Source organism: Arthrobacter roseus, assembly GCF_016907875.1.
Lineage (GTDB): Bacteria > Actinomycetota > Actinomycetes > Actinomycetales > Micrococcaceae > Arthrobacter_J > Arthrobacter_J roseus.
The window spans coordinates 2,052,812-2,072,284 of the sequence record NZ_JAFBCU010000001.1 but is presented as its reverse complement, the minus strand read 5'-3'; the positions used below and the strand labels follow the sequence as shown (position 1 = coordinate 2,072,284).

At 59.4% G+C, this 19,473-nt stretch carries 21 protein-coding genes and 2 tRNA genes; 16 read left to right on the top strand and 7 right to left on the bottom strand.

Annotated features, from left to right (window positions below; all coding sequences use genetic code 11):
* The first annotated feature begins 105 nt into the window (after positions 1 to 105).
* The 5 genes from JOE65_RS10090 to JOE65_RS10070 all read left to right on the top strand — a co-directional run bounded on the left by JOE65_RS10090 (position 106) and on the right by JOE65_RS10070 (position 3,205).
* On the top strand, positions 106 to 306 hold the full coding sequence (locus JOE65_RS10090; protein ID WP_205163045.1) for a hypothetical protein: 201 nt from the start codon (positions 106 to 108) through the stop codon (positions 304 to 306).
* Positions 303 to 608 (top strand): hypothetical protein, encoded by a 306-nt coding sequence (locus tag JOE65_RS10085; RefSeq protein ID WP_205163044.1) that lies wholly within the window; start codon positions 303 to 305, stop codon positions 606 to 608. Before JOE65_RS10090 ends, JOE65_RS10085 begins: the two co-directional genes overlap by 4 nt.
* Entirely contained in the window at positions 605 to 925 is a 321-nt protein-coding gene (locus JOE65_RS10080; RefSeq protein WP_205163043.1) for a hypothetical protein, read from the top strand. Before JOE65_RS10085 ends, JOE65_RS10080 begins: the two co-directional genes overlap by 4 nt.
* Positions 926 to 1,769: 844 nt before the next feature.
* Complete coding sequence (locus JOE65_RS10075; RefSeq protein ID WP_205163042.1) at positions 1,770 to 2,360, top strand: HNH endonuclease; 591 nt, start codon at positions 1,770 to 1,772, stop codon at positions 2,358 to 2,360.
* Positions 2,361 to 2,521: 161 nt separating this feature from the next.
* Complete coding sequence (locus JOE65_RS10070) at positions 2,522 to 3,205, top strand: hypothetical protein (protein ID WP_205163041.1); 684 nt, start codon at positions 2,522 to 2,524, stop codon at positions 3,203 to 3,205.
* 215 nt (positions 3,206 to 3,420) lie between these two features.
* On the opposite strand, the gene JOE65_RS10065 is transcribed toward JOE65_RS10070, so the two are convergent.
* The gene (locus JOE65_RS10065) at positions 3,421 to 3,852 is read right to left on the bottom strand and encodes a hypothetical protein (protein ID WP_205163040.1); all 432 of its coding nucleotides are present in this window, start codon (positions 3,850 to 3,852) and stop codon (positions 3,421 to 3,423) included.
* A 45-nt stretch (positions 3,853 to 3,897) separates the two neighbouring features.
* Between JOE65_RS10065 and JOE65_RS10060 the strand changes: the two genes are divergently transcribed.
* Entirely contained in the window at positions 3,898 to 4,128 is a 231-nt protein-coding gene (locus JOE65_RS10060; protein ID WP_205163039.1) for a hypothetical protein, read from the top strand.
* Between the two features lie 45 nt (positions 4,129 to 4,173).
* Positions 4,174 to 4,851, top strand: a complete 678-nt coding sequence (locus tag JOE65_RS10055; protein ID WP_205163038.1) for a recombinase family protein — start codon at positions 4,174 to 4,176, stop codon at positions 4,849 to 4,851.
* Positions 4,852 to 4,898: 47 nt separating this feature from the next.
* Here JOE65_RS10055 and JOE65_RS10050 read toward each other — a convergent pair whose 3' ends face one another.
* Positions 4,899 to 5,453 (bottom strand): hypothetical protein, encoded by a 555-nt coding sequence (locus JOE65_RS10050; RefSeq protein WP_205163037.1) that lies wholly within the window; start codon positions 5,451 to 5,453, stop codon positions 4,899 to 4,901.
* 555 nt (positions 5,454 to 6,008) lie between these two features.
* Between JOE65_RS10050 and ssb the strand changes: the two genes are divergently transcribed.
* From ssb to ettA, 3 genes are all read left to right on the top strand, one after another.
* The gene (ssb, locus tag JOE65_RS10045; protein WP_205163036.1) at positions 6,009 to 6,551 is read left to right on the top strand and encodes a single-stranded DNA-binding protein; all 543 of its coding nucleotides are present in this window, start codon (positions 6,009 to 6,011) and stop codon (positions 6,549 to 6,551) included.
* Between the two features lie 17 nt (positions 6,552 to 6,568).
* Positions 6,569 to 7,063, top strand: a complete 495-nt coding sequence (locus JOE65_RS10040) for a DUF6993 domain-containing protein (RefSeq protein WP_205163035.1) — start codon at positions 6,569 to 6,571, stop codon at positions 7,061 to 7,063.
* A 63-nt stretch (positions 7,064 to 7,126) separates the two neighbouring features.
* Complete coding sequence (gene ettA, locus JOE65_RS10035) at positions 7,127 to 8,809, top strand: energy-dependent translational throttle protein EttA (protein ID WP_205163034.1); 1,683 nt, start codon at positions 7,127 to 7,129, stop codon at positions 8,807 to 8,809.
* A gap of 82 nt (positions 8,810 to 8,891) precedes the next feature.
* On the opposite strand, the gene JOE65_RS10030 is transcribed toward ettA, so the two are convergent.
* A complete protein-coding gene (locus JOE65_RS10030) occupies positions 8,892 to 9,851 on the bottom strand; it encodes an acyl-CoA thioesterase (protein ID WP_205163033.1) in 960 nt (319 codons plus the stop codon).
* Between the two features lie 94 nt (positions 9,852 to 9,945).
* Between JOE65_RS10030 and JOE65_RS10025 the strand changes: the two genes are divergently transcribed.
* Entirely contained in the window at positions 9,946 to 10,629 is a 684-nt protein-coding gene (locus JOE65_RS10025) for a DUF8185 domain-containing protein (protein ID WP_205163032.1), read from the top strand.
* Positions 10,630 to 10,644: 15 nt separating this feature from the next.
* Here the strand turns inward: JOE65_RS10025 and JOE65_RS10020 are convergent, their stop codons facing one another.
* The 3 genes from JOE65_RS10020 to pepN form a co-directional block, all read right to left on the bottom strand.
* A complete protein-coding gene (locus JOE65_RS10020; RefSeq protein ID WP_205163031.1) occupies positions 10,645 to 11,022 on the bottom strand; it encodes a globin in 378 nt (125 codons plus the stop codon).
* A gap of 9 nt (positions 11,023 to 11,031) precedes the next feature.
* A complete protein-coding gene (locus JOE65_RS10015; RefSeq protein WP_205163030.1) occupies positions 11,032 to 11,505 on the bottom strand; it encodes an OsmC family protein in 474 nt (157 codons plus the stop codon).
* Between the two features lie 71 nt (positions 11,506 to 11,576).
* Positions 11,577 to 14,129 carry an aminopeptidase N gene (gene pepN, locus JOE65_RS10010; protein ID WP_205163029.1) on the bottom strand — a complete coding sequence of 851 codons (2,553 nt, stop codon included), beginning with the start codon at positions 14,127 to 14,129 and terminating at the stop codon, positions 11,577 to 11,579.
* A 130-nt stretch (positions 14,130 to 14,259) separates the two neighbouring features.
* Between pepN and JOE65_RS10005 the strand changes: the two genes are divergently transcribed.
* From JOE65_RS10005 to JOE65_RS09995, 3 genes are read left to right on the top strand one after another with little or no spacing between them, the layout of a single operon-like run.
* Complete coding sequence (locus tag JOE65_RS10005) at positions 14,260 to 16,080, top strand: gamma-glutamyltransferase family protein (protein ID WP_239536685.1); 1,821 nt, start codon at positions 14,260 to 14,262, stop codon at positions 16,078 to 16,080.
* Positions 16,081 to 16,122: 42 nt separating this feature from the next.
* On the top strand, positions 16,123 to 16,596 hold the full coding sequence (locus JOE65_RS10000; RefSeq protein ID WP_205163028.1) for a ribose-5-phosphate isomerase: 474 nt from the start codon (positions 16,123 to 16,125) through the stop codon (positions 16,594 to 16,596).
* Between the two features lie 4 nt (positions 16,597 to 16,600).
* Positions 16,601 to 17,479 (top strand): Fpg/Nei family DNA glycosylase, encoded by an 879-nt coding sequence (locus JOE65_RS09995; protein ID WP_205163027.1) that lies wholly within the window; start codon positions 16,601 to 16,603, stop codon positions 17,477 to 17,479.
* A 116-nt stretch (positions 17,480 to 17,595) separates the two neighbouring features.
* On the opposite strand, the gene JOE65_RS09990 is transcribed toward JOE65_RS09995, so the two are convergent.
* Positions 17,596 to 17,669: transfer RNA gene (locus tag JOE65_RS09990), tRNA-Gly, on the bottom strand.
* Positions 17,670 to 17,865: 196 nt separating this feature from the next.
* On the opposite strand from JOE65_RS09990, the gene JOE65_RS09985 reads away from it, so the two are divergent.
* Together JOE65_RS09985 and tig are read left to right on the top strand one after the other, a co-directional pair.
* Positions 17,866 to 17,940: transfer RNA gene (locus tag JOE65_RS09985), tRNA-Pro, on the top strand.
* Positions 17,941 to 17,994: 54 nt separating this feature from the next.
* Entirely contained in the window at positions 17,995 to 19,395 is a 1,401-nt protein-coding gene (gene tig, locus JOE65_RS09980; protein ID WP_205163026.1) for a trigger factor, read from the top strand.
* Positions 19,396 to 19,473 lie beyond the last annotated feature (78 nt).

Below are 19,473 nucleotides of genomic sequence, written 5' to 3'. Positions count from 1 at the left end.
GACAGGAAACGAGTAGCGAAGTGCCACCCAGTGTGGAGCTGGGTTGCCTCACTGCTCCATCTTTTTGACCTTCACTGCAACAAACACCAACAGAAAGGCGCGCCCATGCCAGCACTCAACGGCGAACACCACCCACAATCCACCATCACCGACCACGCAGTCCTAACCATCCGCGCAACCTACAAACCCGGCACCGTCACCATGTCAGCACTAGCCGAACGATTCGACACAACACCACAAAACGTGTCCAGCATCCTGAAACGGCGCACACGCAAAACCGCCGAAACCGTGGCGGTGACACGATGAACCGCTACCGCGACAACTGGCTAACAGGCGTCACCGCAGACACCCAACTTGACGTGTACGCCCACACGGTCGCCCATACCATCGCCCACAAAGTCACCGGACTGTCGCCCGTCTCCTACGCCAACACCCGGCACCTGAACAAAACCACCGGATACAACAGGCAGACCATCCTGGACGCAGTGGAAGACCTCAAAGAAACCGGTTGGCTCGCCGAACACCCGGCAACCATTTACGCAACGGGCAGTGGTGGAAGCCACGCCCTCACACACCCCGCCGAGCAGCAAGAGGACACCGCAGCATGACGAAAGTAATCTGGGAGAACCCCACCGGGATCGTCTCCCGCCAACAGTACAAAACCGCTGTGCAAGCGAGCCGCAACCTGAGCGACAAGGCCCGATCCGTCGGCATCGAACTGGCGAGGGAACTTCGCCGCGACGCAGTTTCTCAAACCACTATCAGCCAAATGGCACGCAGGTTCGACACCGACCCCGCCGAAATCGGCAGGGCCTTGGGTGAACTCCGCAGTAAAGGTTACGTGAGCGCCGACAAACACCCTGCCGGGATCGCATGCACGCTACCCGAACTAGACCCACTAACCGTGCTCTGGCAGGCAGCTTGACAACGGCAACCCGCGCCGCCAGACTACAGGCGCCGCACCACTTCGACGCGGAAACCATGCGCCGGGAATTGAACAAATCCGAACTCAAGAAGGGCGTCAGAACTCTGTCCGTGATGATCGACCACGCCGACACGACCGGATGGACGTGCATCAGTCGGGCAAGAATCGCATCCGAAACGGGAACCACCACAAGGACCGTTCAGGCCCACTGGAAGTCAGCCCGAAAGGCGGGCTACCTGACCAGCTACGACTACCCAATGAGCGCCCGCAGAACGTCAGATCACTGGCTGACTTGGCCGCGACGACAGGCGCCTGACAATCCCGCCGAATTCGTCGGCTGGGCCAAACTTTACCCAGCTGACACACCGTGGCCCCCCAACCCTCCAATCGACAGCGGAGGGTCGCCGCCATGGTGAACACCAAACAGTTTTTTCTCCCTATATAAGTAACTACTACTGCCCCTGCTCCATGGTGGCAAAGGACCGGGCACGAAGCGTCAGCGAGAGTGCCCGGGGTCCCATTCCACCCCTGAGCCATGGCAGCAATGTTAATAAGTCGATGCCGCCACCAATCAAAAGGCAAGAACCGGCCTTACGGGCTGGCGCCCGACGCCCGAATTTCTGGTCAAGGCAGTGCGAGGCTCCGCCTCGCTTCCTGTCCCGGTTCTGTTCTGGTCAAGGCAATGTCATCCCGTCACGGCCACGACGTACTGACATGTCAACTAGTCAACCCAGTTGCTACGTCTGAACCCATTTTCTGGTCTTGGCTGGCAGGGCGTCAGCCCTGCCACAGCAAACACTGAAGGCCAACGCTGGCGCGTTGGCTCATACCAAAGGAATCAACCATGTCCGCACCATTAGATCGCCGTTGCAGTCTGGAAGATTGCGAACGCAAACACCACGCTTTAGACCTGTGTCGGTTGCATTGGAGGCGTTTGCGTGACCACGGCTCCACGGCCACGCCGCCAACGCACAAGAACCCGATGGACTTGTTTTTCTCATATGTTCGTGGCAATGGGGAAACGGGTTGTTGGGAGTGGACGGGCTCGAAGGTGCGCGGTTATGGATCATGGGGCAATCGGGGCGCAACGTATAGGGCGCACCGTTGGGCGTGGGCGAACGTCGCAGGGCTGCCGCTGCCGGATGCTGACCTGGACCATATTTGTGAGAACCCGTCATGTGTTCGCCCCGGCCATATGCAGCCGGCCAGCAGGTCAACGAACCTGCGTTTACGTTACATGCGGGCGGCCTATGAGCCGCCAGCGGGGACGGTCATGCGGGGGCCGGTAAAGCACCGCTCCCTGTTCGAGAGTGTCTATGGGATGCAGTACGGGTTGCCGACGGTTTGGCAGGCGCCGGAGGCACTGCGAACAGCGCCCACGATCCAAGCTGATATGGCCAGCAAACCGGCACGTATCCTCACAGCCTCGCTATAGGGGTCAGGGCTACTCCTTACCACAAACATGAGTGCATGTCTATCCATCTATCTCTCGTGCCGTTAGAACGGCACACAGCGGGCCAACGGTTCGCATTAGAAAACAGCACCACCGGGGGACGCGACCCCGTCCACCAAAACACAATCGGAAGGTTCATCATCATGACCAAGAAAACTGTTACCGCCGCTGAGGCAATCGAACAGAAGATCAGCGACCTACAGGCCCGGCTCGCTGAGGCGAGCGCTGCCGCAGTCGAGGCCCGACATTTCGCCGACAGCCTACCGGACCGACTCGCGGAAGGTGACACGTCGGTTACCGTCGAACAGATCGCAGCGGCCAGCCCTGCAGCTGACGCGGCCGCCGCCATCACAACAGCCGTCCAACGACAGCTAGACACCGCTCGTGGCGAACTGAAAGAAGCTCGAACCGGCGACTTTGAGTTGCGGCTCCGTGACAAGCGGTCCCCGCTCATGGAGGCGTCCGACATTCAGGTGATCCTTGACCGGATAGCGGATGCCACACGCGCCGAGCTGGTGAAGCTGGCCGAAACAGTGGAGGCGTCCAACACTGAGTTCGATCTCCTGCTGACGGCGCTACCGCATACCTCCATCCCGGACGGTATAGGTGAAGTGTGGGCGGACCGTGACGCCGCGTACGGCACCTACCTGGACTTTGACGGTCGGCGCGTCCACCGACTCGACCCGGAAGGCTGGGAGTCTGACGTGCTGAACCGTCTTGACATGGCTGCAGCCCTGGACCGCGACGCAAGGGCCGTACCGGCCCCGGCGTACTACAGCGAACCGGCCGAGCTGCAAGCGATACCGGACGACCTGCACCGCCACTAGACGGCGATCCGTGGTGTGGGGCCAGCTTTCGGGCTGGCCCTGCCCCGCAGTAACGCAACATAGAATGTTCCACCCGATGTGAACCGACTATCAGGCCAGACAAGGTGAAACAGTAAGCAGGCTGATCAGAAAAAAGGTTTGAACCGTTCAAACAAGAAAAGGCTAAGGACTAGCGGGGCGGCCACGCGCACGCGGGGAGGCCCCTTCCCCCTCGGTCAACGCAGCCGAGCGGACAGTCTCGACAGCCAGCCCGTTGGTTTCCGTTGAATCGCTGGCGCATGTAGAACGTCCTCGTATGCGGCTATGCGACTGCGAAGCGCCGTAATCAGCGGCGACCGCGTCAGGTGATCCGACAGGGAAGCAACGCTTATGACGATGGCCGAAGCCATTGCGAAACCGAAGACCCACAAGCCAATCGTGGATTCAGTGCCCGGATCAATAGCTGCGGTGATCGCACCCAGGGCAATGACAACCGCGACTACAACACTGCACGACCTCCAAAACTGGCCTAACTCCTGCAGTTGGGAGAGGTGCGCGCGGCACGCGCGCAGTAAGTGGAACTGCGACTCTTCGGAAGAGTTGCGGAACGCCTGCACTTCCTCGAATGTCACCTCGCCGAAACCCGTGTCTTTTTTCTCCCTGCTCATGGCTGGAACTTATCAGGCGGGCAGTGCTCGCGGTAATGTTTGGCCATGACACGAGCTAACAGCGAGCGAAAGGGGCCGATCCTGGTCCCAGTCGTCACGAGTGCCAACGCCACCACGGCAGAAGCGCTAGAGCGGGTACTCGAGCAAATCGACGCCGGACAGCTGGAAGCGACTACGGCACAGCGCGCCTACATTGCGGGAGCGCTTGACGCGCTCCGCAGTATGACCGAGCAACAAGAGCAACACCCGCAACACCGAACCAGACAACACGATTGACTCTAAACTTGTACACAAAGGGCTCGCTTTGTGTACGGTAGGTACATGACCACCACAAAAGCGAAGCCGCTCGCCCTGGCATACGTCCGCGTCAGCACCATTGAACAAGCGGACAGCGGGGCAAGCCTTGAAGCACAACGGCGCACCCTCACCGATGAAGCGGAACGCCGGGGATGGGCAGTGGAGGTTGTCGCCGACGAAGGACTCAGCGCCAAAAACATGAAACGCCCCGGCCTGCAATCCGCACTCGATCGACTCGACAAAGGGGATGCACAGTTTCTTCTGTCCACACGTATCGACCGCGTGAGCCGGTCGGTAAGCGACTTTGCCGGGCTAATGGACAGGGCGACTCGTAAAGGTTGGGGCATGGTCATGCTGTCCCCGAACGTGGACACGTCCGACCCTGCCGGACGGTTCACTTCAAACGTGCTCGCCTCAGCCGCACAGTATGAGCGCGAACTAATCGGCATGCGCACCAAAGAAGGAATGGCCCAACGGAGAGCCGAAGGCGTACACGTCGGACGGCGACGGGAACTACCCGCCGAACTGGTCCACCGGATCGTCAACATGCAGACCAGCGGGTCCAGTCTGCGGACGATCGGTGCCACCCTTGAGGCTGGGGGCGTGACAACTGCACGCGGTGGCACCAAGTGGCATGCCTCCACCATCAAAGCCGTCCTCGCATCGACCACCGCCAAAGGTCAATACCTCGGCGACGCCTAACAGGAAGGACCAAACCTCGCGGTGTGGTCCCTGTCAGTAATTAGCGCCTAACTGTTGGGAAACTGTGTCTTTCCGTCGCCGTCAGGGCAACGGTCCACGTCTGTTCCATCCACGGTGACCGACGCGGACCACTCAAAATCGTCGCCCAATCCTTCAAGATCACCCAACGCATAACGGCTGGCAACCTCACCATCAACCGCCGTCACACCGTTGGTGATGTTCTTTTGAGTTGCCGAGCCCATGTCATAGACGAAGTTGGCAACCTCTTGCCCGTCTTGGAACTTCGATCCCATCTGATAAGCAGTGTTGCCATCCTTGCTCGATGCGGTGACCGAGTAGAGAACCGTGCCTGCAGTGGGAAGCTCACCGTCCAACATATACGTGACAAACATGAGTGAGCCGTCGCTCAACAGTCTGACGCCTGGCAGGTCAGCAGATTCCGAATCCCCTAATGCGTCGGTGCATGCTGATTCCAGAGCAGCGGCTGGCTTGGTCGATTCCGTTGTTTCCGCTGGCACCTTTTCTGTCGGTTCGGCCTCCGTCGAACTGCACGCGGATAAAGCTAGAACGCCAACGGCAAGTATTCCCCATAGTCTTTTCATGGAGTCATCTAATCACGGCACGTCGGTTGACGGCTTCAACGGACAACCGCCGCCGTGCGTCGCCCCTGCGCTTCTCCACCACTCACGTCACGGGGCAGCATTGCGGCGCCCGTCCAAGTCGCTGACTTTGGACAAGGACGGAACGTTGGAACTGTCCATTTACTGTCCATCATTCTGAGAATGGGGGAGTAAATACGGGAATACACGGGAATGTTACAAAGTCAAGTCTTGTGGTGTCTTGGGCCTACTTCCCTTTGTTTGCAAGGGAACTAGCCTGTTCACTGTGCTTGGCCTCGTCTCGCCTACAGAGATTAGAAGGCTCCTGCTCTATCCGCTGAGCTACCGAGGCATGGTATGAGGCAGAATAACTGCTCTGCGGTTCAGACCGATAGTTAGTCTAGCAATTTCCAACGGCACCAAGAGCCGCTTCACTAGTCCTCCACAATGACTCATCGCAGTGGCGTTATCCACACATGGCACTGTTGCCTTCCGTGACCTCCCTGGCCCAAGAACACTGGAAGAGCCGGAAGGTCCGGCGTTGATGGGAGGAACGACATGAGCGACACCATTACCGTCCGGGGTCTTGTGGCCACGGATGTACGACTGAACATGGCCGAGAACTCCGGCCTGCAGATCGCCAGTTTCCGTTTATGTTCAACGGACCGCCGCTACGACCGCGATAAGGGAACCTGGTCGGATGGCCAGACTAACTGGTATACGGTTTCGATGTTCCGATACCTTGCGGCCAATGCGGCGTTCAGCCTGAACAAAGGGGACCGCGTGGTAGTCACAGGACGGCTCAAGGTACGGCCGTGGACTGACTCTTCCGGCCGGTCAGGAACGAGCGTGGACGTCGATGCTGAGTCGGTGGGCCATGATCTTTCCTGGGGTACCGCCAGATTCACGCGCCATACGGCAGACAAGGAAGATCAGTCCCGTGCCGCGCGGGACGTTTCTGACAACGGCGACGACGACCTGCCGGAGGACGTCGATCCGATGACCGGGGAACTGACCAGCACGCACGCCACGCCGACCGACAGTGGCGAGGCAGACGCCGGTAAGGAGCCGGTGCTGGTAGGTGCCGAAGCGCCTTTCTGACATGGAAGAATGTGGGGATGACCACTCCGCAACAGCTTTTCGGCAGGAGCGCGGCCGCGAGGGCGGTCGTGCTCCTGGTGTCCTTATCTCTTCTTGCCGGATGCTCCACGGAACCGTCGGCGAATACAGCGACTTTGCCGCCATCCGCACCGTCGGGGGAGTCCCCTGTCAGCGGAGGGAACACTCCGGGCCCTTCCCCTGCCTCAGAGCAGGACCGTGCCGTTGATGCGCTCGTCAACGAGGTGAGGACGGCACTGGAATCGACAGCGAAGGCTGATGGGATCACAACGGCGGTCCAGCTGAGCGGAGCATTTGAGGCAGCGGGGGTTGATCCTGCTGCCATTGAATTATCCCGTGACTCCACGCCTACTGGGTTAGCTGTTGCTGCGCTAGAGGCGGCGGCGCCGGTGGAAGGAAGGTGTGTCGTTGCTCAGGTCCGAGAAAATGAGGTCACGGTGACAAGACTGCCCGTTCTGGACAGCGGCCTCTGCTTCATCGGAGACGAACGGTAGGGTAGACCGGTCGAACCTGGATGAAATGTGTTTTCCTCCTGCTGACGGACTAGCCTTAGAGGCATGGCGGAATTTATTTACACAATGTCCAAGGCCCGTAAAGCCGTTGGCGATAAAGTCATCCTTGATGACGTGAGCATGTCTTTCTACCCCGGTGCAAAAATCGGTGTAGTCGGGCCCAATGGTGCGGGAAAGTCCACCATTCTCAAGATCATGGCGGGCATCGACCAGCCATCTAATGGCGAAGCGAAGCTGAGCGCCGGTTACACTGTGGGCATTTTGCTTCAGGAACCGCCGCTCAATGAAGAGAAAACGGTTCTTGGAAACGTCCAAGAGGGCGTTGGTGAGATCTACGAAAAAATTCAGCGGTTCAACATGATCTCTGAGGAAATGGCCAGTCCAGATGCGGACTATGAAGTGCTGCTGGAGGAGATGGGTAAGCTTCAGGAAGCCATCGATGCTGCTGATGCCTGGGACATTGATTCCCAGCTCGAGCAAGCCATGGACGCACTTCGTTGCCCGCCAGGAGACGCGGATGTCAGCGTACTCTCGGGTGGCGAACGACGCCGCGTGGCCCTGTGCAAGCTACTTCTGCAGAAACCTGATCTGCTACTCCTTGATGAACCGACCAACCACCTCGATGCCGAGAGCGTCCTGTGGCTGGAGCAGCACCTGAAGTCCTACCACGGTGCCGTGCTAGCGGTCACCCACGATCGCTACTTCCTTGACCACGTTGCGCAATGGATTGCGGAAGTAGACCGCGGTCACCTCTACCCCTACGAGGGCAACTACTCCACCTATCTGGAGAAGAAGCGCGCTCGTCTGGAAGTCCAGGGCAAGAAGGACGCCAAGATGGCCAAGCGTCTTTCGGAAGAACTCGAATGGGTTCGTTCTAACGCCAAGGGACGGCAAACAAAGTCCAAGGCTCGCCTGGGGCGCTACGAGGAAATGGCAGCTGAAGCGGAGCGCACCCGCAAGCTCGATTTCGAAGAGATCCAGATTCCGCCGGGACCGCGCCTTGGCAACTTGGTCATCGAAGCCGACAACGTTAAAAAGGGTTATGGCGACCGTGTCCTGATCGACGGCCTGTCCTTCACGCTTCCGCGCAACGGCATCGTGGGCGTGATCGGCCCGAATGGCGTCGGAAAGACTACATTGTTCAAGACCATTGTCGGGATGGAACCACTCGATGACGGGGAGCTGAAAATCGGAGATTCAGTTAAGATCTCCTACGTGGATCAGTCCCGCGGTGGGCTCGATGAAAACAAGTCCGTATGGGAGACCGTCTCAGATGGCCTGGATTACATCCAGGTTGGAAACGTTGAGATGCCCTCACGTGCCTACGTGTCGGCTTTCGGCTTCAAGGGCCCGGACCAGCAGAAGAAGTCGGGAGTGCTCTCTGGTGGTGAGCGAAACCGACTGAACCTGGCCATGACTCTCAAACAGGGCGGCAATCTCCTTCTGCTCGACGAACCGACCAACGACCTCGACGTCGAAACGCTGTCGAGTCTGGAGAACGCACTGCTCGAATTCCCGGGGTGCGCCGTCGTTGTATCGCACGACCGCTGGTTTCTGGACCGGGTGGCAACGCACATTCTCTCCTACGAGGGCACGGAAGAGAACCCGGCGAACTGGTACTGGTTTGAAGGCAACTTCGATTCATACGAGCAGAACAAGGTGGAACGCCTGGGGGCAGATGCGGCGAAACCCCACCGCGTTACTCACCGCCGGTTGACGCGGGGCTAATAGAACTCAGTACCGCGGAGGTCATCCTCAGGCATCGATGTCATCCCAGAAGAAGGGGGCCGGCGCTAGAGGGTGGCCTCGCCTATTTCTGGGAGGCCATCCGTCGCAGCTTCTGGGCCATGACTTGCTTCTGCAGTGCCCCGATGACTTTGCTCTTCCCATCGCGCGGGACACGAATCATTCCCTCCTGCGCCACCGAAGCGACAAGCAGCCCATCCTGACTATAGATCCTGCCCTGAGCAAGACCACGAGCTCCCGAAGCACTCGGCGATTGCTGAACGTACAGTAACCACTCGTCAACTCTAACGGGGCGGTGCCACCACATGGCGTGATCCAGACTCGCAACGCTCATTCCCGGAGCTACCCAGCTCATGCCGTGTCTGCGCAGGATCGGTTCCAGCAGGGTGTAATCGCTGGCAAAAGCCAAAGCAGCACGATGAAGGCTCTGGTCTGCGGGCATAGGAGCGGTTGTCTTCATCCAGACGGCGTTGGTCGCCGTGGGCTTGCCCTTGGACTGGACGTACAGGGCCGGAGTTATATGGCGGATGTCGAATGGGCGCTCGAACGCCCATGCCCGCGCGACCGGATGGTCGAATTTACCCAAGAGTTCGGCGGTGCTCGGAAGTGACTCGGGGTCTGGCATGCCTTGAGGCATGGGCTCGAAGTGTTCCAGGCCGACGTCGTCCACCTGAAAGGATGCGATCAGCGAAAGAATGGGCACACCATTTTGGTAGGCGTGCGTGCGCCTGGCCGAAAATGAACGGCCATCGCGAAGCCTCTGCACCCCGAACGTGATGGGCTGATCGGGGTCACCTGGCCGAAGGAAGTAGCCGTGCATTGAATGTATGGGGCGTTCATCCACGGTGCGCATGGCGGCTATGAGCGCTTGTCCGAGGACCTGACCGCCGAATACGCGCTGATTGGGTTGGCTGCGCCGAGCCCCTACGAAAATCTCTTCGTCCGTGTGCGCGCTGTCTGCATCACTGAGGTTCAACAGCTCAAGAAGCGAGGTCGTGGGATCCGGATATTCATCTGCAGGCATGTTATGACCCTAAACGTACGTGGCACTACCTTCCAATACGTGGGCTCCTTATGTGTGGTGCAGCACGGCTCGGCAGTCTGGGACGATGGAAAGTATGAGTCGTGAAGCAGCTTCTGAAACAGACGAGTTGGAGTTCCCTGATCCTCAAGTGACCGCGGATCTGAACACCTTCATTACTCGCAGTAGAACGGTCGATGACGGTGCGGTGCGGCTGGTAGCTACAGGGAAGGTACTTGCCGCGTATGTGTGCGTAGTGAAACCTTCGTTTCTGGGGCAGGACGCGCCCACGATTATGGGACTGCGGACCATGCCGCTCCAACGTGCACTCACTATTGACCGGACGGTTTCTTTGGCTTCCATGGCCGACCGCTTGGCTCGTCTAGGACCTCGTGACATGAGGATACCAGTTCCCTCGGTCACCGTTCAGGAGGCGTGGACGGGCATCGCTGCACCTCGTACAGGGTGGGAACGTCGCGGCGATATGACGGCTGCGTCTCTTGAATCGGCGGCCCGCGACGGAGTGCGAGAAGTTGCTCAAGCGCTTCCGGAGAATCCGGGCTCCCCAGTTCTCAGCAGCGTCCGCAGCGCGGTGTGGGGATCGCCTATTGAGGGTGCTCCTGGATCGCTACCTGCCGGCGCCGCCTTTGCTGCGTATACGCTTGGGTTCCTCGATCCGGAAGAACCCGCCGTCGTGTTGGAAACGGGTAGATGGCTGCGGCTAACCAGTCGCCGTGGCCACGTTTTGGTGCGGCGTCCTGCGGCTTTGCCTGAGCGCTGATTGTGACGGCTTCGGTCAAGCCGAGTTGACGAGGGAGTGCGCGGCGCGGTCTAGGTAGTCCCAGAGTGTCGCTTCGTAAAGCGGTGGGAGCTCGAGGGAATCAACGGCGGTTCTCATGTGCAACAACCATTGGTCCCGAGCAAGTGGTGTCACCTGAAAAGGCCCATGACGCATTCTCAGGCGAGGGTGGCCTCTGGTCTCACTGTAAGTTTTTGGGCCGCCCCAATATTGCTCCAGAAACATGAGGAAGCGTTCCTTTGCCGGTTCGAGGTCTTCCTCGGGATACATGGGACGCAGAACTTCATCATGGGCAACGCCGTCATAAAAGACATCTATGAGTTTCACGAACGTTGGGTGACCGCCGATGGCCTCGTAGAAGTTGTCGGTTTCCATAGTCAAAACCTACTCAACACCTGTCTTGGGTTGGTGGTGGACGGGAAAGTTCACGCTTCTGGCGATGAAGCACACACGATTGGCTGGAACGTGGAGTGTCTGTGCGTCTCCTGCGTGTGCTTTGTCAAGGACCACAACGTGTGGATGCAGCACCACGTCAGTGAACTGTCCGCTGCCATCGCGGTCGAGCTGCAACGTTCCTTCTGCGGCGTCAGAATAGCTGGTGACGGTAATGCCGCTCTTAACCGCGAGATGGAGGTAGGACAACATGTGGCACTGCGAAAGAGCTGCAAGAAGCAGTTGTTCCGGATTCCATCGGTCGCGGTCGCCATGGAACGTTGGATCTGCTGTGCCCGCGAGGTCCGGCAGGCCATCGCCACGGATGACGTGATCGCGCCCGTAGGCCCGGTATGAAGAGGTTCCTGTGCCACGGTTGCCCGTCCACTGAACCTGAACCTGATAATGGTGCTGCGAAAGATCCATGAGAATTTCCTGCCTAAATCAAAGGTGCCGCCAACCATACCGGTCGACGGCACCTTGAGCACATTGGCCGGTTAGATATCGGCGGACTGTGCCTTCAGCGCTCGGACGATTCCGTCCCGGCTTTCCACCACAAGACGGCGAAGTGAAGGGCTCTCTTGCCCAAGATTCTCGATGAAGCGGTCCGTCAGTTCCAGCGTTCCAGTGGACGTCAAACGCGAGGGGTAAAGTCCCACGATGATCTGCTGAGCAATTTCGTGAGTACGGTCCCTCCACACCTGCTGCGCGGCCTCGAAGTATTTTCCGGCATACGGTTCCAGAAGAGTCTGGTCATGGACACGAGAAAACCCTGCGATTGCAGAACGCTGGGCGGCATTGGGCATATCCGTGCTCACCACGATGGACTCCCATGCGGCGGCCTTGGCCTCAGGCGTGGCAATAGCGGCCTTGGCCTGGGCTGCTGCGAGCTGACCTGTTGCGGTGGAATCCTGGGCGAATTCGGCGTCGATGTGGTCCTGGCCGTAGCGACCGCCCACTACCAACGAGGTGAGCAATTCCCACCGGAGATCTGCGTCCACACTGAGCCCGGCAAGTTCCCGATTGCCGGTGAGGAGACCTTCAATGACGTCCAGCTGTTCTTCGGTCTTCGCATGGCGTGAATAGGCCTTGACGAACTGGAGTTGGGAGTCAGATTCCGCCACCGCCTCTTGGGCCAGAGCCCACAGACTGTCAGCGGCAGCAACACCCATGGCCGTCTGATCATCCGGATTGACGTAGTACGTCAAAGTAGTGGCGAGCTGCCCGAGCAGCACCAGCACCACGGATGAATCCGATTCCGAACCGACGTTCTGCAGGATCAGTTCCACATAGTCACGGGCAGGTGTCTCGCCGTCGCGTGCTGCATCCCACGCCGAAGCCCACACCAGGGTCCGCGGCAGGGACTCGGTGAAGTCCTTGAGATGACGCGTGACTGTGCGCTGGGATCCGGCATCCAGACGAATTTTTGCGTACGCGAGGTCATCATCATTGAGCAGAACAATGCTGGGCTTCCTCATGCCGATAAGGTCCGGAACCTCTGTGCGATCGCCGTGGACATCGAGTTCTACCCTGTGGCTGCGCTCCAGCTTGCCCTCGTCGGTGAGGTCGTAGAAACCGACGCCGAGCCGGTGCGGCCGAAGTGTTGGGAACTTCTCGACAGCGCTCTGAAGAACGGCAAATGACGTGATGACGCCGTCGTCGTCCGTTTCGATTTCGGGGCGAAGCGTATTCACCCCGGCAGTCTCAAGCCAGAGCGAAGACCATTCCTTCAGGTCCCGGCCGCTGGCGGCTTCGAGCTCGGAGAGCAGATCCACCAGCTCAGTATTCTTCCAAGAGTGCTTTCCGAAATATTCACGAACTCCTGACATGAATTCTTCCTGACCTACCCAGGCGACGAGCTGTTTGAGAACGGAAGCGCCTTTGGCGTAGGTGATGCCATCAAAATTGACCTGAACATCCTCGAGGTCATTGATGGGCGCGACAATCGGGTGCGTGGAGGGCAACTGGTCCTGCCGGTATGCCCACGCTTTCTCCATGGAAGCAAAGGTTGTCCACGCTTGCTTCCACTCGGTATTTTCCGCAGCAGCGAGAGCAGACATGAATTCCGCGAACGACTCATTGAGCCAGAGGTCATTCCACCAGCGCATAGTGACGAGGTCACCGAACCACATGTGCGCCAGCTCGTGGAGGATGGTGATAGCCCTGCGCTCCACCATGGCGTCCGTCACGCGGGACCGGAAAATGTAGCTCTCCAGGAACGTGACCGCCCCGGCATTTTCCATGGCACCGGCATTGAACTCAGGCACAAACAACTGGTCGTACTTCGAGAACGGATACGGCGTGCCGAACTGCTTTTCGTAGAACTCAAAACCCTGCCGCGTGAGGTCGAAGATATTCTGTGCGTCGAGGTGCTCCATCAGCGACTTGCGGGCGAAGATTCCCAGGGGAATGATTCGGCCGTCTGAACTGGTCAGCTCGCTGCGAACTGCCTGATAGGGCCCGGCGATGAGCGCGGTGACGTAGGACGACAACACAGGTGTGGGCTCGAATGACCACGTTGACCTGCTCTCGCCGCCGTCGATACTTCCTGCGTCGACAGGGTGGGGGGTAGGCGAATTGGAGATCACATCCCAGTACGAGGGAGCTGTCACCTGGAACCGGAACGTTGCCTTGAGATCAGGCTGTTCGAAGACGGCGAACATGCGCCGGGAGTCCGGGACCTCGAATTGGCTGTAGAGATAGACCTCGTTATCTACTGGGTCCACAAAACGGTGGAGCCCTTCGCCGGTGTTCATGTACATTCCGTCGGCTTCGACAACGAGCTCGTTGGATGATGCAAGGTTATCAAGCCTGATGCGAACGCCGTCGGACACGTCCGCGGGGTCCAGCTCCACGCCGTTGAGCGTCACGCGGTGAACAGCACTGGTCACCGCGTCGATGAAAGTGGAGGCTCCCGTTGATGCGGAAAACCGCACGACGGTAGTGGATCCGAAGATCGTGTCACCCCGAGTGAGGTCAAGGAACACATCGTAAGATTCGACGTTGAGCAGGTTGGCGCGCTCCTGGGCTTCGGTGCGCGTCAGGTTCATTCCTGGCAAGGTAATGCCTCCAGTAGTGAGTGATGGGTGGTCACGGACCGCTCCCCGGCGGCGTGAGCTACGTTACGCGGTTCTGGCACTTCTCCACCACTTGAGGTGCTGGTCGCGTAGGATCACCTCCATGAATTTATCCTTCAAGCAACCCTCCGAATTCACGACTCGCCCTACCCTCCGCGGGACGTTCGGGATGGTTTCGAGTACGCACTGGCTTGCCAGCGCCGCCGCTCAAAGCGTTCTGGAGCGCGGGGGAAATGCGTTCGACGCCGCCGTGGCTGGCGGTTTCGTGCTCCACGTGGTGGAGCCGCACCTCAACGGTCCGGGCGGAGACATGTCCACACTGGTATCCACCGAAAGTGGTGGTACGAGGGTGCTCATGGGACAGGGCCCCGCTCCTGCCGGCGCCACCATCGAGCACTACCTCTCTGAGGGGCTCGACGCCGTTCCCGGTTCCGGTGCTCTGGCTGCAGCTGTCCCCGGCGCCGTGGATGCCTGGCTCCTGCTATTGGCGGACCGGGGGACTATGGAACTGCGGGAGGTGCTCTCCTACGCGATCCACTACGCGCGCCATGGTCACCCTGTGCTGGAACGAGTATGCCGGACCATAGCTGCGGTTGAGGACTTATTTACTGGGCACTGGCCCGATTCCGCACAGTTGTGGATGCCTCAGGGCCGGCTTCCACAGCCGGGGGAGCTCATCACCAACCCCCGCTACGCAGACACGCTCGAGCGCCTTATCGAAGCTGGCGACGGCAAACCGACGCGGTCCCACCGGATTGATGCAGCCCGCAGAGCGTGGGCTCATGGGTTCGTTGCGGACGCGATAGGGGCCAGTGCTGCCCGCGTTCATCGCCACTCCAGCGGAACCGATCATGCCGGGGTGATAACGGCCACCGACGTCGGATCCTTTTCCGCCCGCTGGGAGGAACCAGCGACCTTGAATTTTCGGGGGTATGAGATTTCGAAAACCGGACCGTGGGGGCAGGGGCCGGTCTTGCTGCAAACGCTGGCGATTCTCGATGGTTTTAAGGACTCTCAGTTGGACCCGGCAACGGCGTTGGGTGCGCATACTATTACCGAGGCATTGAAGCTGGCGATGGCGGACCGAGATGCGTTCTATGGCGATCCTGCGGATCCCAACGCGGTCCCTCTCGAAACACTCTTGTCCCCGGACTATGCGGCACAGCGGCGGACGCTCATTGGCGAAGTTGCCTCTGAGGAATTTCGTCCTGGGAGGATCGACGGATGTGAGGCGTATGTTCCCCCACTGATCACGCTGGAGGAGTGGAACGAATCCCGGGGTGACGCGGCCGGTGGCGCGGCGGTCGGCGAACCGACAGTGGGTGACCACGGGCAGACGAGGGGCGATACGTGCCACCTTGACGTGGTGGACCAGTGGGGAAATATGATCGCCGCCACGCCGTCAGGAGGTTGGCTGCAATCTTCGCCAGCGATTCCAGAATTGGGCTTTTGCCTGGGCACCCGCCTTCAGATGACCTGGCTCGACGAATCAGCACCGTCGGCGCTACGTCCCGGCAGACGCCCGCGAACTACCCTGACGCCTACTCTGGTCAGTCGTGATGGACGCGTCGTTGAAGCACTGGGCTCTCCGGGCGGTGATCAACAAGAACAGTGGCAGCTGCTGTACCTATTGCGTCGTCTGGTCGGTGGATACACGCCTCAGGAAGCGATCGACGCGCCCGCCTTCCACACGACGTCGTTGGCAGCTTCATTTTGGCCCCGGACATGGGAGCCCGCAGGACTGGTCGTAGAGGACAGGCTTGGACTTGAATGTGTATCTGAACTAGCCAGCCGTGGACACAGGATCACCAGGGCAGGGGATTGGTCTCTGGGCAGGCTCTGCGCTGTCGGCAGGGATGAGGATGGTGTTCTTTTTGCCGCGGCGAACCCGCGTGGAATGCAGGGATACGCCGCGGGTCGGTAGGCTTTAGGCGATGCCTCCCACTGAACGCAAAGGACCATGTTGATGCGCGTACACATTGCAACCGATCACGCAGGCATGGAACTCAGTTCCCACCTCATCTCGCATCTTCGCGCCGCCGGTCACGACGTCCATGACCATGGTCCCCAGAGTTACGATCCGCAAGATGACTACCCGCGCTTTTGCATCAACGCAGCGAAGGCTGTAGCCGGGGACATCGAAGCGGGTCTGTACGCACTAGGCATTGTTCTCGGCGGGTCGGGCAACGGCGAACAGATCGCGGCGAATAAGGTCTGCGGTATTCGTGCCGCGTTGATCTGGAGCACGGATACGGCCAGATTGGCACGCCAGCACAATGACGCGAATGTCGCGGCGCTCGGTGGACGCCAGCATAGCCTCGGGGAGGCGACGACGCTTGTGGACGTGTTCCTCGCCGAGCCGTTCAGCGGTGATGAGAGGCACGAACGACGCATTGAGCAGATAGCGGAATTCGAGATGACCGGACAGGTAGCGGAGTAAGTCTGTGCCTGAAGGCCATTCTGTTCACCGACTGGCACGCCAGTTCGGCTCTGTCTTCGTGGGCGAAAGGCTCTCCATCAGCAGTCCCCAGGGACGGTTTGCCGCTGGCGCCCGCCGAATTGATGGCCAAACCCTGGTTGGCTCTCGGGCACACGGTAAACAGTTGTTCTTGACGTTCGACAACGACCTGGAGCTGCGGGTCCATCTGGGTTTGTACGGCGCCTGGAGCTTCGGCGGCGACGATACATTCAGGGGTGCCTCCAGCATCGGCGCGCCGCGGAGGGTGGGGGAGCAGGAGACGTCCGACGACGGTGAGGAGCTCACATATGCGGGCCCTCCTACGCCCGTTGGAGCGGTGCGTGTCCGGCTCGTGGCATCACACGGATGGGCAGATCTGCGTGGGCCCACAGCCTGCGAGGTCCTTACCTCCGGCGAGAGCGCCATGATTGAGTCAAAACTCGGCCCAGATCCATTGGATCCCCATGCCGATCCAGAGGCCTTCACCGCCAGGGTGCGCCGAAGCAGAACTCCTATCGCCGCCTTGCTGATGAACCAGTCAGTGATTGCTGGCGTCGGTAACGTTTACCGGGCGGAAGTCCTCTTTCGGCGGCGGTTGAATCCGCAGACCCCTGGACGTGAACTGTCAACGACCGACGTCCAGGCCCTGTGGAGCGAAGCGGTAGCTGCGATGCTTAACGGTGTACGTAATGGACGGATAGTGACAACTGATCCGCTGATATGGGGTGGAGGCGTGGCGACGCCTGAGGAAGCACACTACGTCTACCGGCGTGCGGGCAAGCAATGCAGGGTCTGTAATGCAAAAGTCCTGGTGTCAGAGTTGGCGGCCCGCAAGTTGTACTGGTGCCCGGACTGTCAGTCCTGATCGTTGGGCGTCACCTGCGCACGCCCAAATGTTGGGCAAACTCGCCTTGAAGTCACCTCTTAACCGACAGATCACCCCGCACACCTATGAATTAGGCGGTGCGGGGTGATCTCGTATGGAGGGGACGACGGGAATCGAACCCGCGTGATCAGTTTGGAAAACTGAGGCTCTACCATTGAGCTACGTCCCCGGTGCCCGAAGGCAGAAATTAGATTAGCACGTCCGGTGGGCGGATCGGGAATCAGCCGGAAATCCATCGCTTATGCGCTCTGGTGAGGACCGAATTGGCGATGGTGAGGTCCTCCGGCGCGGCCCCAACTTTCGGGTTTATGCCACCACGAATTGTATCTGGGTAACCATTGCCGATAGGCTATCAACTGCACTATCGGGGTGTAGCTCAGCTTGGCGAGAGCGCCTGCTTTGGGAGCAGGAAGTCGCAGGTTCAAATCCTGTCACCCCGACTCTGTGTCTTGACGGACCAGTCCCAATCCCAATCATTTCAGGAGTACTACGCTGTGAAGAGCGCTGTCGACAACCTCACTCCCACCCGGGTCAAGCTCAACGTCGAGGTTCCACTTGAGGAATTGCAGCCGAGCATCGATGAGGCTTACAAGACGATCGCCAGCCAGATTCAGGTTCCGGGCTTCCGCAAGGGAAAGGTGCCCAGCCGCCTCATTGATCAGCGTGTTGGTCGCGGCTACGTCATCGAGACCGCTATTAATGAAGGTCTCAACGGGTTCTACCAGGCAGCTGTTCAGGAAACGGGCATTCGTCCTCTGAGCCGTCCCGAGGTAGAGGTCAATGAGGTACCGGACCCTGCAGAGAACAAGGGCCAGCTCGCGTTCACCGTAGAGCTGGACGTCCGCCCCGAGATCGAACTGCCCGAGTATTCCGGTCTGGAGGTCACCGTCGAGGCCACTGAAGCGTCTGAGGGCGACGTCGATAAGGCCCTCGACGATCTGCGCGGTCGGTTTGGCACGTTGACCGCCGTTGAACGCCCTGCCGACCAGGACGACTTCGTGACACTGGACCTCACGGCAAAGGTTGAGGATGAAGTTGTTGACTCGGCCACAGACCTCTCCTACCAGGTAGGAGCCGGGACCATGCTGGAAGGCATGGACGAGGCCATCACCGGTCTGAGCGCCGGCGAATCCGCGATCTTTGAAAGCACCTTGGCCGGTGGGGACCACGAAGGCAAGGTCGCCCAGGTGTCGGTCGAGGTGAAGGCGGTCAAGGAGCGCAAACTGCCCGAAGCCGACGACGACTTCGCCCAGCTCGCCAGCGAATTCGACACTATCGCTGAGCTCCGCGAGGATCTCGCCAAGCAGGCTGCAGAAGGCAAGGTCGTAGAACAGGGCGTCGAGGCCCGCGACAAGGTACTGGACAAGCTCGTCGAGATGATCGAGGTGTCTGTACCGGAGTCAGTCATCGACGAGCAGCTCGAACAGCACTTCAGCGACGAAGCCAACGAGCGGTCTGGCGAAGATCACGACTCCGAAGAGCACCGTGCGGAAATTCGCAGCAACACTGAACGTGCCTTCCGCAACGAAGTCATTCTCGACACCATCGCGGATAAGGAAGAAGTTGGCGTCAGTCAGAACGAGCTGATCGACTACATCGTGACCACCGCCAGCCAGTACGGTATGGAACCCAACCAGTTTGCACAGATCATCGATCAGAGTGGTCAAGTTCCCATGATGGTCGGTGAAGTACGCCGCCGTAAGGCATTGGCTAAGGTCCTTGAACTGGCAGTCGTAACGGACACTGAGGGCAACACTGTTGACCTCAGCGACTTCGTTCGTCCTGCAGAGGAAGAAGAAGAAGTCGAAGATACAGCGGCCGAGGCCGAGGTTGTGTCGGAGGCTGAGCGGGCAGAGACAGCTGAGGTAACAGACGAGACCTCAGCCAAGTCCTGATCAAACATCGGTAGAGCCGCCATCCTTATCGGGGTGGCGGCTTTATTTTTCCGCTTGAGAGTTCCAAATTTTATGCGC

Coding starts and splice junctions, on each gene's coding strand:
- JOE65_RS10085 (WP_205163044.1), top strand. CDS start 303: ATGAACCGCTACCGCGACAACTGGCTAACAGGCGTCACCGCAGACACC.
- JOE65_RS10080 (WP_205163043.1), top strand. CDS start 605: ATGACGAAAGTAATCTGGGAGAACCCCACCGGGATCGTCTCCCGCCAA.
- JOE65_RS10025 (WP_205163032.1), top strand. CDS start 9,946: ATGAGTCGTGAAGCAGCTTCTGAAACAGACGAGTTGGAGTTCCCTGAT.
- JOE65_RS10020 (WP_205163031.1), bottom strand. CDS start 11,022: ATGGAAACCGACAACTTCTACGAGGCCATCGGCGGTCACCCAACGTTC.
- JOE65_RS10050 (WP_205163037.1), bottom strand. CDS start 5,453: ATGAAAAGACTATGGGGAATACTTGCCGTTGGCGTTCTAGCTTTATCC.
- JOE65_RS10075 (WP_205163042.1), top strand. CDS start 1,770: ATGTCCGCACCATTAGATCGCCGTTGCAGTCTGGAAGATTGCGAACGC.
- JOE65_RS10030 (WP_205163033.1), bottom strand. CDS start 9,851: ATGCCTGCAGATGAATATCCGGATCCCACGACCTCGCTTCTTGAGCTG.
- ettA (WP_205163034.1), top strand. CDS start 7,127: ATGGCGGAATTTATTTACACAATGTCCAAGGCCCGTAAAGCCGTTGGC.
- JOE65_RS10015 (WP_205163030.1), bottom strand. CDS start 11,505: ATGGATCTTTCGCAGCACCATTATCAGGTTCAGGTTCAGTGGACGGGC.
- JOE65_RS10040 (WP_205163035.1), top strand. CDS start 6,569: ATGACCACTCCGCAACAGCTTTTCGGCAGGAGCGCGGCCGCGAGGGCG.
- ssb (WP_205163036.1), top strand. CDS start 6,009: ATGAGCGACACCATTACCGTCCGGGGTCTTGTGGCCACGGATGTACGA.
- JOE65_RS10000 (WP_205163028.1), top strand. CDS start 16,123: ATGCGCGTACACATTGCAACCGATCACGCAGGCATGGAACTCAGTTCC.
- JOE65_RS10070 (WP_205163041.1), top strand. CDS start 2,522: ATGACCAAGAAAACTGTTACCGCCGCTGAGGCAATCGAACAGAAGATC.
- JOE65_RS10005 (WP_239536685.1), top strand. CDS start 14,260: ATGAATTTATCCTTCAAGCAACCCTCCGAATTCACGACTCGCCCTACC.
- pepN (WP_205163029.1), bottom strand. CDS start 14,129: ATGAACCTGACGCGCACCGAAGCCCAGGAGCGCGCCAACCTGCTCAAC.
- JOE65_RS10090 (WP_205163045.1), top strand. CDS start 106: ATGCCAGCACTCAACGGCGAACACCACCCACAATCCACCATCACCGAC.
- JOE65_RS10055 (WP_205163038.1), top strand. CDS start 4,174: ATGACCACCACAAAAGCGAAGCCGCTCGCCCTGGCATACGTCCGCGTC.
- JOE65_RS10065 (WP_205163040.1), bottom strand. CDS start 3,852: ATGAGCAGGGAGAAAAAAGACACGGGTTTCGGCGAGGTGACATTCGAG.
- JOE65_RS10060 (WP_205163039.1), top strand. CDS start 3,898: ATGACACGAGCTAACAGCGAGCGAAAGGGGCCGATCCTGGTCCCAGTC.